The following is a 12577-nucleotide window of genomic DNA, read 5'->3' on the forward strand; positions in this document are numbered from 1 at the left end:
CCGACTCGCCCGCCTTGGCCTTGAACGTAAGGCTGATGGCCTCCAGTTCCTTGGCCAACGCCTCCGCCTCTTCTTCCATCCGCTGCTGCCTGCGGAGGGCGGCTTTGCGGATGGCTTCGGCCTGCTTCAAGGCTTCGGGGGTCGCCGGCACGGCCAACTTCTGGGGGAACAGGTAGTTCCGTGCGTAACCGTCGGCCACGCTCTTGACCGTGCCAGCCTTGCCGAGGTTGGGAACATCCTTGAGCAGCAGTACCTGCATGTTCGGGAGCCTCCTTGAACGATAAACGCAGAATGGGCGCCATCCGAGCGACTCGGACAGCGCCCTCATCTTATACGAAGTCGGGCCAAAAATCAAACGGGCGCGGGGTTGGAACCGCGAATAACACGAATCCTCGCGAATGTAGAACAGACCCCAAGGGTCTTGGAAGGGATTGCTCGGGGTTTTGCCCCCGCCGTGACGGGCGCGGGGTTGGAACCGCGAATAACACGAATCCTCGCGAATGGATCAGACTCCGCCTCGTCGCGGGGCATTTTGTTGGGACGGAGCGTGCGGGTATAATGGCTTCAATCGCACCGCATGGGGAGCGGCACGTTGAGCAAGTCCTCTGCGCCCAAAGACCAGGGGCTGATTCTCACCGACGAGAACCTCACGCGCAACATCGTGAAACTCTCCGGCCCTGCCGTGGTGGAGAACCTGCTGTACACCGCCGTTTGGTTCGCCGACACGTTTCTCATTGGCTGGCTGCACCATCCGGCGAGCCTTGCGGCGGTGAGCCTGGGCGGGATGTTCGTGTTCATCGCCGAGTCCATCTTCTCGGCGCTGACGACGAGCACCGTCGCCATGGTTGCGCGGGCCTGGGGGGCGAAGAAGTACGACCTGGCGAAGCGCATCGCGGGGCAGGGCATCGCGCTGGCCATTCTGGCCGCCGCGGCGGTTACCTTCCTCATGTGGCCCAACGCCGAGGCCATCCTACGGCTTATGGGCGTAGAGCCCGAGGTGGTGCGCCTGGGCAGTCTATACATGCGCATTATCCTGCTGTCGTCCTTCTTCGGATTTCCGCTCTCGGTGCTCAACGGCATCATGCGGGCCGCGGGCGACACGAAGACGCCCATGTACGTAACGGCGGCGATGAACGCATGGAACGTGGCCGCCGCCTACGGCCTCATCTTTGGCGCGGGGCCGCTGCCCGCCCTGGGCGTGCGGGGAGCGGCGATAGCCACCGCGTCCGCGCGGGTGGTGGGCGGGGGGCTGGCCATGTGGATCGTGTTTACGGGCCGCCGCCTGGTGCGTGTGGAGCCTGGTCGCGTCCTCCAGTGGAACAGGGCCATCGTCGGGGAGATGCTCCGTCTGGCGCTCCCGTCGGCGGGCGAGAACCTCGTCCTCCGCGCCGGCTCCATCGCCTTCACGCGCATCGTGTCGTCGCTCGGCACCGAATCCATCGCGGCCCACGAAATCGCCGTTACCGTGGAGTCGCTGTCGTTCATGCCTGGGTTCGGCCTGTCCGTCGCCGCCACGACCCTGGTGGGCCAGTCGCTGGGCGCGGGCCGGCTCGACATGGCCGAGAAGAGCATCCGCGCGTCGCTGAGGTACGCGCTCATCGTGATGAACATCATCGCGCTGGTGTTCGCCGTGTTCGGGCGCTCTCTCGCGGCCATTTTCGGGGCCACGCCCGCGGTGGTGGATTTGGCGGGGATGGCCGTGCGCCTGGCCGCGCTGGAGCAGGCGTCCATGGCCGTACAGATGGTGCTGGGCGGGTCGCTGCGCGGCGCGGGCGACACCCGCAGCCCCATGTACGTTACGTTTATCGGCACCATCTGCTTCCGCATCATCACGGTGTACCTGTTCACCATCGTCTTCGGCTGGGGGCTTGCGGGGGTCTGGCTTGGCACGGCGGTGGACTGGGGCGGGCGGGCTGCCCTCATGTACTGGATGTTTCGCCGCGGGCGATGGAAGACTATCCGTGTGCTGGAATCCCAGGGCGGATGAGCCGCTCTGCGGGGTTGTGCTCTGAAAGGAGAAACGTATGGCGACAGCGCTGACCGTTCTCGCATGTGTGCTTATGTTCGTCGGACTCATCGGCGCCATCATCCCCAACTTTCCCGACAGCGTCCTCATCGTCGCGGGCGCGGTGCTCCTTGCGGCGGCCGACGGGCTGACCTGGGCGGATGGGATTCTCCTGGGCGCGGTGGTGGTCATCGCGCTGGTGGCGGAGGGCCTGGTGTACCTGGCGCAGGCTTATGGGGCGCGGCGCGCCGGCGCGTCGTGGAAGGGCGTGGTGGGGGCGCTGGTCGGGGGGCTGGTGGGGCTTTTCGTGTTCCCGCCCGCGGGCATCCTCATCGGGCCTGTCGTCGGGGCGGTGGCCGGGGAACTCATCGGCGGGAAGAAGGGCGGCGAGGCGTTCAAGGCCGGCCTGGGGGCGCTGTTGGGCACCGTCGGCGGGGTGGCGCTCAAGTTCGCGGCGGCCATCACCATGATCGGCCTGGTGGCGATTTCGGTGTTCCTGTAGCGCCGGTCGGGCCAGCGCCCACAACCCCGCGCCGCGAAGTCCGCCGGCGCTTTTCCGTTCTGCGGCGGGCATGACCAGGCACTGTAACCGCGAATAACGCCAATCCGCGCGAATGAGGAACGGAGCGCGGCACTTTGGGAAGTCCATTCTCCACTCGTGTAGATTCGTGTTATTCGTGGACAGCGAGCGTAGGGCAGGTTTCCATACCTGCCCTACGCATCTGGGGGTCTATTCTCTTCCCCATTCGTGTGCATTCGTGTGATTCGTGGATGGCTCTCCGTCCCCGCCCGGCAGTCCCCACGCCCAGCACCGCGCCTCGCCCAGGCCCCATTGACCTGCAAGGCAATCGGTGGTATAACATCTGCGGCGGAGCGCATCGGGGCGGGGGAACGATCCCCCGTGCGCCGCCCATTCCGGCGAGAGCGAGCAGCGCGTGTGAGCATTCGGGACTGGTGGGCCAGACTGTCGGAGCAGCAGAAGAGCGTGTACCTGTTCCTCGTCGCGCTCATCCTGTTGACGCTGCCCTGCTACTGCCTGGGGTTCCTGGCGCTCCAGTTCTCCTCGCCGGGACCCGTTCGGCCGACGGCCACGCCGACGAGCACCGCAGCCGTCAGCCCCACCGTAACGGCGTCGCCGACGCCCACCGTTCCCACGCCCAGCGCATCGCCGTCGGCCAGCCCCACCGCGTCGGCCACGCCCACGCCAGAGCCATCGGCCACGCCCACCCCCACGCTCACGCTGTCGCCCACGCCCACGGCCACGCCGACGCTCAGCCCCTCGCCCACCCCCGAACCCACGCCCACGGAGGGGCCTACGGAGACGCCCGCGACGGGGCTACTCACGCCGGCGCCGACCGCGCCACCCGATGCGACGCCAACGACCCTATGAGCCGACTGCGCTGGATATGGACGACCGCGAACGATTCAGGCGAACGCTGCTGCTAATCTTGGTGGGGTTCATCCTTCTGTTGTACCTGCTGGGCGCGTTGAGCCTTTGGGCGCGAAGGCGATTCCTGCACACCCCGCCCGCGCCGTCGGCCGTCGTGAGAGTTGAGACAGCGTGCCCGAACGCCTGCAAATTTGTTTTGACATAGATGCACTTCGGGGTATAATGGCCTGGCGCGCGCCAGCGCAGCCCCACGCGGCCGCAAGAGCCGCAGAAGGTTGAGGATAGAATCGTGGATTGCAAAGCGTTTCTTCAGCGTTTGTCGGAGGCCGCCGGGCCTTCGGGCTACGAGCGTGCCATCCGCGAGTTGGTGGCCGAGGAATTCCGGCGCTACGCTCACGAAGTCCAGATGCACAAGATGGGGAGCGTCATCGCCCTGCGCAGGGGCGAGGGCCAGGAGCCGCGTCGCCGCATCATGCTGGCCGGCCACATGGACGAAGTCGCCCTGATGGTCAGCAAGATAGAGGACGGATTCCTGCACGTGGCCCAGGTGGGTGGCCTAGACCCGCGTATCCTGCCCGGCCAGGAGGTCATCGTGCACGGGCGCAGGGAACTGCCGGGGATCATCGGCGCGCGCCCGCCTCACGTGCTGGCCGCCGAGGAGCGCGACAAGGTCATCCCGCTGCACCAACTCCTCGTGGACGTGGCGTTGCCGCCCGACCAGGTGGAACAGTGGGTGCGGGTGGGCGACCTGGTTACGTTCCGCCGCCCCTTCATCCCGCTGCAGAAGGACTGGGTCGCGGGCAAATCCTTTGACGACCGAGTGGGCGTGGTGGTTGTGGGCGAGTGCCTCTCCAATCTCGCCGAACGCTGGAAGCACAACTGGGACGTGTACGGCGTGGCCACATGCCAGGAAGAGGTTACCTTCCTCGGCGCCATCACCACCACCTACGGCATCCGCCCCGACATCGGCATCGCCATTGACGTTACCTTCGGCGCCATGGGAGATTCCGGCGACGGAGACACGTTCCAGATGGGCGGGGGGCCGGCCATCGGTTTCGGGCCGAACGTCCACCCGAAAATCTACGAGATGCTGGTGGAGACCGCCAAGAAACTGGAGATTCCGTACCAGGTGGAACCCCTGCCGCGAGGGTCCGGAACCGACGCCTGGGCCATGCAGGTGTCCCGCGAGGGCGTTCCCACCGGCGTCATCGGCGTGCCCCTGCGCTACATGCACACGCCCGTGGAGACGGTGTGCGTCGCGGACATTGAGCGCGCGGGCAGGCTGCTGGCGGCCTTCATCGCCGGCCTTGACGAATCCACCATGGAGCAACTGACGCCACGCCTGGACGCTGACGGATAGCGCAGGCCGAAGTGGAGGGAGATGTGACGCTTCTGAAAGAACTGTCTGAGGCCCGCGGCGTTTCGGGACGCGAGGGCGAAATCCGTTCTATCCTGTTCCGACATGTCCGCGAGTACATAGACGAGCACCGCGTGGATGCGCTGGGGAACCTCATCGTCGTGCGGAAGGCGCGCGTGTCGGCTGCCACGCCCGTGCCCCGCAAGGTGATGCTGGCCGCCCACATGGACGAGGTCGGGCTGATGATCACCGAGATCGCCAAGAACGGGCTGTTGCGGTTTCAGCCTTCGGGCGGCATTGACCCGCGCCTGCTCCTGGCGAAGAAAGTGCTCGTCGGTGACAACAAGGTGCCCGGCGTCATCGGTGTCAAACCCATCCACAAACTCAAGGCCGAGGAGATGAATCAGGTCTTGAAGTACGAACAGATGGCGATTGACATCGGCGTTACCAGCCAGTCGGCGGCCGAAGGCCTCACCCACGTGGGCGACTACGCCACGTTTGACACGGCCTACGAGGAACTGGGGCCTTTCGCCAAGGGCAAGGCCTTTGACGACCGCGCCGGCTGCGCCGTCCTGGTAGAAATCCTGAAGGCGGACTACCCGTTTGACCTGTACGCCGTGTTCACCGTGCAGGAGGAAGTCGGGCTTCGCGGCGCGCGCGTTGCCGCCTACAGCGTGGAACCCGACTGCGCCATCGCGCTGGAAGGCACCATCGCCGACGACGTGCCCAAGAAGAAGGATGTCAGCCCGACCAGCCGACTGGGCGGAGGCCCCGTGCTCACGGTGATGGACCGCTCCTTCATTGCGCATCCCGGCATGCTCCGCCACGCCATCTCCGTGGCCGAGAAGCGCGGCATCCCGTACCAATTCAAGCAGCCCGGCATCGGAGGGACCGACGCGGGGGCGATTCACCTCACCCGCGAGGGCATTCCCTCGCTCACCATCGCCGTCCCGTGCCGCTATATCCATTCGCCGGTGGCGCTGCTCTACCTGCAGGACTTTGAGCACACGGTGAACCTGGTGCGCGAAACGCTGCGCACGTTGACTCTGGACATCATTCGCCCCGAATCTTAGGCGGCCCAAGGAGGCAAATCTGTGAAAGAACTCGTGAAGAAACTGACGGAAGCCTACGGCCCTTCCGGTTTTGAGGGGCAGGTGCGGGCGCTCATTACCGCCGAGGTCCAAGGCGTCGCCGACGAGGTGCGCACCGACGGCATGGGCAACCTGTTCGTGCTGAAGAAGGGGCGCGATAGCCGCCATCGGGCGCTGGTGGCCGCCCACATGGACGAGATCGGCGTCATGGTAACGCACATTGACAAGGACGGGTTCGCCCGATTCACCCGCATCGGCGGGGTGCGGCCTCTGGGCCTGCCGGGCGCGCGGGTCGTGTTCGCCAGCGGAATCACCGGCGGCATTGGGCTGGAGAAACTGGAAGACCGCACCAAGATTCCCGACATGGACAAGATGTTCATTGATGTCGGCGCGAAAGACAAGGAGTCGTGCCCCGTCAAGGTGGGCGACGCGGCCACGTTTTGGCAGCCCTTCGTGGCGCAGCACGGCCGTTGGATCGCCAAGGCGTTTGACGACCGCATCGGCTGCGCCGTCCTCGTTGAGGCCCTGCGCACCATGCCCAAGCCCGCGTATGACACGTACTTCGTGTTCACGGCGCAGGAGGAGGTAGGCGTGCGCGGCGCAACCGTGGCGGCCTTCGGCGTGGAGCCGGACTACGCCATCGCCGTGGACGTTACGACCACCGGCGACACCCCCGAAAGCCACCCCATGGCCGTGGGGCTGGGAAAAGGCCCCGCCATCAAGGTCATGGACCGCGGCATGATCGTGCACCAGGGGCTGAAGAACTGGATGATTCGGACCGCCGAGGAAGTTGGCGCGCCCTATCAACTGGAAGTGCTGGAGTTCGGCTCCACCGACGCGATGGCCATGCAGACGACCAAGGAAGGCATCCCCGCCGGCGTCCTGTCCATCCCGACGCGCTACGTGCATTCGCCCTCCGAGATGGTGGACGAGGGCGACGTCCAGAACTCGGTCACATTGCTGGCGGCGCTTCTATCCAGGCCGGTGTCGCTGGAATAGCGCCGAGTCTGTGGCAATGCCAACCACGGGGAGTCCGACGGACTCCCCGTTTTTCATGCGAGGGTTCGCCTAGACGGCCGCCGACTCGCCGCAGAGCGCATAGAGGCTGCCGAGGAAGTCGGCGAATGCCTTTCTCCTCTGCGGCCCCCGCGGTGAAGCCCGCTTCCCTACGGGATCACGAGGCACTGCCCGGCGCGAATGTAGTTGATGTCCCAGATGCCGTTGGCCCTGGCGATGGCCCAGACCGATGTCCCGTACATGCGCGCAATGCCGAACAGCGTCTCGCCCCAGCGCACGACGTGGCAGGCGGGTCTCGGCGTCCAGCAGGTGCACGGGCACGGGATGCGCAGCACCTGGCCCGCGTAGATGCGGTTGGGGTTCCAGATGCCGTTGGCAGCGGCGATGGCCCCCACGGTGGTGCCGTAGCGCCACGCGATGCGGGTGAGCGTCTCGCCCGGGCAGACGACGTGATACCTGACCGCGCACGGGTAAACGGGGCCGCACGGGCCGGCGGCGCTGGCCGTCATGGGCCCCACGGCCAACAGGAGCAGGACGGCAACAAGCAGGGCTACGAGGAGAATCCGGGTGCGTTTCATGATCGCCTCCTTGTCCACTAAGGCCGAAACACGAAGGGTTCCAATCCACGTTTTCCGAGGCACCAACCGTACATAATGTATTATACCCGATTTGCCGCCATTCGTCAAGTATACATTGACATAAATCCTGTGGTATCAGAGACCCCAAGGGTTTTGGAGACCCTTGGGGTCTGTTGCCTTCGCGTGGATTCGCGCGATTCGCGGTTACCCCTGGGTCTATCCCGCCTTCGCGTGGATTTGTGTTATTCGCGGTTACCGCTGGGGTCTGTTGCCTTCGCGTGGATTCGCGCGATTCGCGGTTACCCCTCGCGCATTCGGGGGAATCAGCGCGAAATCTTGCCGTGGCGCATCCCCGTGCCGAGCATCAGGACGAAAGCCAGCCCGCCGAGGAATCGGAACGCGCCGCCCAGGTACAGCGCCAGGCGGATGTCGGTCGCCGCCGCCATGTAAGACCCCGCCAGCGGGGCGACAAAGGCCGCTGCGTTGACCGCCGACGTGTAGATGGCGATGAAGCGCGGCCTGTGCGCCTCGGGCGACACGGCTAGCAACTCGTTGAAGGAAGCCAGGTTGAAGGCTGGCGTGAAGATGCCGGCGATGATGGCCGGAAGCAAGAGCATGGGCAGGGATGTGGCCAAGCCCGTGAGCGCCGGAAACGCGATCATCCCGAATGCGCCGATGATGAGCACCCTGCGGTTCCCCCATTGCGTCGCCAGCCGTCCCCAGACGATGTAGAACACAATCGTCAAGACCGAGTCCACCATGGTTAGCAGGCCGATCCACGTATCCGTCGCGCCCAGGTTGCGAACCCGGTAGATAGAATACAGTGCCGTAGGGAAATAAATGCCCCAGTGGAAGATCAGCGAACTGACGACGTAGTTCACGAAGGGCTTGGCCGCGGTAACCTCGCGGATGGCGTTGCGGATGCTGGTTGTGCTCCACGCTTTGGGGCGCTCGCGATGGGCTACGGACACCTCTTCGGGGACATGGAGCCGGGCCACGTAGCGCAGGCTCATCATGGCCGCCAGAAACGAGAAGCCGAACACCACCTGATACGAGACGGGAAATGGGAGCGCGTCCAGAATCGGGCCGCAGCCGAGGACGGTCAGCGTCGTCGTCGCCGAGAGCAAGACGCTGCGGATGCTGACAACCCGAGCGCGATCCTGCGGCGGGATGAGGTCGGCCATGACGTTGGTGAAGGCGATCGTGGACGTGGCCGCCGGGATGGTGGTCAGACCGGCGATGAACACGATGGCGAATACGCCCGCCTGTTCCGTGAACAGGAAGGGCACCAGCGCCACTCCCAGCCAAGCCAGGCGCTGCAGGAACCCAACGCGCAGCACCAGCGGCAAGCGGCGCGGCGCGCGCTCCACGATGCGGGCCGAAGGGATGGCCCAAATCATGTTGACCAGGGCGGGCAGGGCGGCCAGCACGCCCAGCCATTGGGTGGACGCGCCCAGCCGCACGGCGAAGACGCTCAGGTAGGTGAGCCAGACGCCGTTGGCAATCCCCCACCACGCCACGTCCATGTAGAGGTTCCAGATGTTCTGCTCGTGGATGGTCTCGCGACTCTGCCGCCAGGGGAGGCGGGAACGGAGATACCGTGCCCGGCGAAGCCAGCGTTCTCGCCGCGCCCGGAATTGGTAGACCCGCCTTCGCCAAGCCATGCGAAGGTGGAGAATACGTCGCCGCAGGGATTCTCGCAACCGTTTCACCTCTACCCACAACCCAACACGCCGCCGAGGTTCGGCCTCGGGGGGGAAGTCCACACACTAGGTCTCGCGCATGACCTCGTCAAAGATCGGCTTCAGTTTGCGGTAGGTGTCGTCCAGCCACTCGGGCACCACGCGGGTCTCCGCGAAGATGGCCATGAAGTTGGTGTCGCCGGTCCAGCGCGGCACGGCGTGCACGTGGATGTGCTCGTCAATCCCCGCGCCGGCCGCCCGCCCCAGGTTCACGCCGATGTTGAACCCCTCGGGTGAAACGGCCCGCTGGAGCACCTCCAGCGACTTGTTCAGCAGGACCAGCATCTCGGTCTGCACGTCCATGCTCAAGTCCGAGAGCCGCGCCGCATGGGCATAGGGGATGATCATCAGGTGCCCCGAGTTGTACGGGTACAGGTTGAGCATCACGCAGGCGTGCTTGCCGCGGTAAAGGATGTGGTTTTTGGCGTCGTCGCTGTCGGCGATCTTCTGGCAGAACACGCAGCCTTCGGGCCGCTTGCTCTCCAGGTATTTCATTCGCCAGGGTGTCCACAGTCGTTTCATGTTGCGTCTCTGCCTCTTTTGGTCGCGCCATTGTAGCAAAGAGCGCGCCTCTGTACAAATTCAGAGCGCCACGTGGGGGCACGCGGCGCTCTGCGAACACGTCGTCCCCTGCGGCCGACCGTTATCCGGCGGCCTCCACAAGCGCACGAATCCGCGCCAGGCGCTGCTCCCGTTCGCGGGCGAACCGCTCTATGCCCTTGAGCAGCCACGGCGGCGACAGGTGCGCCTCGTCCACCACCTCGTCCACGCTGCCGCCCGTGCGCCACCGATTGTCCCAGTCCGCCGCCATGGAGTACTCCTCAGACACGCGGTTGGTGATCCAATCGCTGGCCAGCCGAAGCGCCGACGTGGTGATGACCATGGAGTCCCACCAGTCCTCCTCGGGCAGAATGCGGTCGCGGTACCACTTGGGCTGCATGGCGAACAGTTCCGGGCTTATGGCCGCAATGATCTTGACGTTGAGGCCAGCCTTGTCCAGTTCGGGCAAAATCTTGACGATGTTGAGGGTGCTGCTAGTTCCCTCCACGATCACCGTGCCCATCTTCTTCTGCCCCTCTTTGTACGGGCGAATGAGATAGGCGCCCCTGGCCGCGGCGAAGTGCGACTCAATGCCCAGGGCCGCGCGGTCGGGTATCGGGATGGGCGGGCGAGTCAGGTGCAGCATGATGATAGGCACGTCCTGCTTGAGCGCCGCCGCCAGCACCACCGGCACCTCGTTGTACTCCCAGGGATGCAGGTTGATGATGTGTCCCTTGGGGAACAAGTGGCCCACGCCCGGCGAGAAGATGCCAAAGTGGGTGCGAGAGTCCTCGGCGGTTTCGGGCCCCGAGTGGCCCGCCACCCACAGGACCTTGCCCAACTTCAGCGGGCAGTCCTGCGCCAGTTGGCTGAACAGGCGCATGGGGCCATACTTCAGGTAGGCGAACGACCCGTAGGTGGACGAGGCGGCGCAGAACCCGTCCCATTCGTTCCACGGGTCGTCGGCGAAGTTGACCGTGGCCATGCCCACGCTGATGCCGGCGTTGGCAAATTCGGTGATCTCCTGCGGCAGGAGCGCGCCGTCGGGGTTGGTCTTGCGGTTGTACCAGCCCCAGCCGGGGAAGTCGCCCCACTTCTTGGCGAACCCGGCGATGTTGGTGGATTCGGCCAGGTCTGCCGACATGGCGATGAACAGCGGCCGGCCGTAATGCTCGTAGCCGAAGGCGTTGACCCACGCGCCCCAGGCTCCCAGCGCGGCGCGGTTGGGAATCTTGGTGCCGGGCGCCACGTACATCTGCGGCGGGTAGTTTTCGTAGTCGTACAGGCGCTCATCCTTCCACGGATTGGCCTTCGTCTTCCTGAACAAGCGGAAGTTGGGCACCATCTCCGGCACGGAGTCGCCCAGGTCTGCCAGGGTGTCGGCGATGTAATCTATAAGCGCCTGGTCGCGGTGCAGCACCGAGAGGACGACCTGCATGTTCTTGGCCGTCTGGGCGCGCTGCTCCTCGTAGGTTGGCGGCGCGGGCTGGCCGAACCCCTCAAACTCCACGCCGTACTTCTCGGCGAAAGGCATCTTGCACTCCCAAAACGCCTCGCAGTCCATCGGCGAATGCGGCGCGCCGTGGGAGACGTTGTCGTACTTGCCGTAGCCGCGCCCTTTGCGCGTCTTGATCCACGTGCAGGACGGGACGCCGTCGGGGTTGTCGCCGTAGAACATCTGGAGCATGGCGTGGGTGATCTCTTCCCAGTCCTCGCCGTTCAGCGCGCCGAAGGTGCGCCATCCGTGCGAGCCGAACCAGTCGTCGGGCGTGCCATAGACCACCTCGCTGATGCGGTGGTCGTCAATGCCGAAGTCGTTCCAGTCCACCACATAGTACAGGTTGTGCAGGCCCAGCCCCCACGCGGAGTTCATCGTCTCGTGGATAGCGCCCGGGGTGAGGCCGCCGTCGCCCTCAAAGGCGATGACCTTGACTTCGGGAGCGCCCGCCAGTTTGAGGGCCAGCGCCTGACCCGCTGCGGCCGGCGAGCCGTGGCCCGATGGCCCCGTGTTGAATTTGAAGAACAGGGTCTTGCCGGCCATCTCGGCGTGTCCGGGCAGGCCGCCGCGGCGACGCAGGGTCAGCAGGTCCTCCCAATAGAGCGCGCGCTCCTTCTCATTGGCGATGAGGTATCGGGGGTCGCCCGTCTGCTTGTACTTGACCCGCATGGCCTCGTTGAGCACGGCCAGCGTGGCATACACCATCGGGTTCACGTGCCCGCCCACGAGGACAAAGCGGTCGGCGAAGCGCTTTTCGGGATGGCGGATATCCCACCGCATCACGCCGCTGAGGGCTGTGACCACCATGGGGTACACCTTGGAGCGCGATCCGCCCGGGTGGCCGCTCTGCCTGAAGTTCAGCATCAGGTCCACCAACTGGTCTATCATGTCCTTGATGACTTCCCATTTGTGGAAGTGTGGCCGCAATGCTTCCAGTCTGCTGGCCACGTTCGGATCTGTAGAGCGGTTCATCTACTACACCCTCCTTGAGATTGAGTTGCCTGCAACGCGCACGGGGTGGCAAAACAAAACCGAGGGGGCGGACTCTCGGCCTCGGTTCACTGGTCTGTGGCAGTAACACATGGAAACCACTCTGGACTCCTTCGTCGCAGCGATGGGCTGGCCGCGTGGTGCGGGGCTTCGCCAAGGAACCGTGCCCTCCTGCGGCTCCATGGCAAGTCTACCAGAAATCGCGTCTTTCGTCAAAACCTGCGGGAAGGGTTAGGTGAGGTCATGCGCGTAGGGCGGCTTTCCATAGCCGCCGGACGCCATCCACGAATAACATGAATGCACACGAATGGAGAATAGACCCAAAAAGTGCTGCGCTCCGTTCCCCATTCGCGTGGATTGGCGTTATTC

The 12577-nt window shown here is 65.1% G+C and carries 12 protein-coding genes; 7 read left to right on the forward strand and 5 right to left on the reverse strand.

From position 1 onward, the window contains the following. Positions 1 to 259 (reverse strand): 50S ribosomal protein L9 (rplI, locus tag H5T65_12200; protein ID MBC7259997.1); only part of this gene is annotated, 259 nt, incomplete at its 3' end. Positions 260 to 592: 333 nt separating this feature from the next. Between rplI and H5T65_12205 the strand changes: the two genes are divergently transcribed. The 7 genes from H5T65_12205 (at position 593) to H5T65_12235 (ending at position 6842) form a co-directional block, all read left to right on the forward strand. Continuing rightward, positions 593 to 1987 carry an MATE family efflux transporter gene (locus tag H5T65_12205; GenBank protein ID MBC7259998.1) on the forward strand — a complete coding sequence of 465 codons (1395 nt, stop codon included), beginning with the start codon at positions 593 to 595 and terminating at the stop codon, positions 1985 to 1987. Positions 1988 to 2024: 37 nt separating this feature from the next. Continuing rightward, positions 2025 to 2507, forward strand: a complete 483-nt coding sequence (locus tag H5T65_12210; GenBank protein ID MBC7259999.1) for a DUF456 domain-containing protein — start codon at positions 2025 to 2027, stop codon at positions 2505 to 2507. Between the two features lie 435 nt (positions 2508 to 2942). Then, positions 2943 to 3395, forward strand: a complete 453-nt coding sequence (locus tag H5T65_12215) for a hypothetical protein (GenBank protein MBC7260000.1) — start codon at positions 2943 to 2945, stop codon at positions 3393 to 3395. Beyond that, the gene (locus tag H5T65_12220) at positions 3373 to 3600 is read left to right on the forward strand and encodes a hypothetical protein (protein MBC7260001.1); all 228 of its coding nucleotides are present in this window, start codon (positions 3373 to 3375) and stop codon (positions 3598 to 3600) included. Before H5T65_12215 ends, H5T65_12220 begins: the two co-directional genes overlap by 23 nt. An 84-nt stretch (positions 3601 to 3684) precedes the next feature. Continuing rightward, positions 3685 to 4755 carry a M42 family metallopeptidase gene (locus H5T65_12225; protein MBC7260002.1) on the forward strand — a complete coding sequence of 357 codons (1071 nt, stop codon included), beginning with the start codon at positions 3685 to 3687 and terminating at the stop codon, positions 4753 to 4755. A gap of 23 nt (positions 4756 to 4778) precedes the next feature. Further along, a complete protein-coding gene (locus tag H5T65_12230) occupies positions 4779 to 5825 on the forward strand; it encodes a M42 family metallopeptidase (GenBank protein ID MBC7260003.1) in 1047 nt (348 codons plus the stop codon). Between the two features lie 21 nt (positions 5826 to 5846). Next, entirely contained in the window at positions 5847 to 6842 is a 996-nt protein-coding gene (locus tag H5T65_12235; protein ID MBC7260004.1) for a M42 family metallopeptidase, read from the forward strand. 167 nt (positions 6843 to 7009) lie between these two features. Here the strand turns inward: H5T65_12235 and H5T65_12240 are convergent, their stop codons facing one another. The 4 genes from H5T65_12240 to H5T65_12255 all read right to left on the reverse strand — a co-directional run bounded on the left by H5T65_12240 (position 7010) and on the right by H5T65_12255 (position 12190). Beyond that, positions 7010 to 7438 carry a LysM peptidoglycan-binding domain-containing protein gene (locus H5T65_12240; protein ID MBC7260005.1) on the reverse strand — a complete coding sequence of 143 codons (429 nt, stop codon included), beginning with the start codon at positions 7436 to 7438 and terminating at the stop codon, positions 7010 to 7012. Between the two features lie 323 nt (positions 7439 to 7761). After that, complete coding sequence (locus tag H5T65_12245; protein ID MBC7260006.1) at positions 7762 to 9102, reverse strand: MFS transporter; 1341 nt, start codon at positions 9100 to 9102, stop codon at positions 7762 to 7764. A 105-nt stretch (positions 9103 to 9207) separates the two neighbouring features. Then, positions 9208 to 9702 (reverse strand): HIT domain-containing protein, encoded by a 495-nt coding sequence (locus tag H5T65_12250; GenBank protein ID MBC7260007.1) that lies wholly within the window; start codon positions 9700 to 9702, stop codon positions 9208 to 9210. 121 nt (positions 9703 to 9823) lie between these two features. Continuing rightward, positions 9824 to 12190 (reverse strand): transketolase, encoded by a 2367-nt coding sequence (locus H5T65_12255; GenBank protein MBC7260008.1) that lies wholly within the window; start codon positions 12188 to 12190, stop codon positions 9824 to 9826. Between the last annotated feature and the right edge of the window lie 387 nt (positions 12191 to 12577).

Source organism: Chloroflexota bacterium (genome assembly GCA_014360805.1).
In the GTDB taxonomy this organism is placed as follows: domain Bacteria; phylum Chloroflexota; class Anaerolineae; order DTLA01; family DTLA01; genus DTLA01.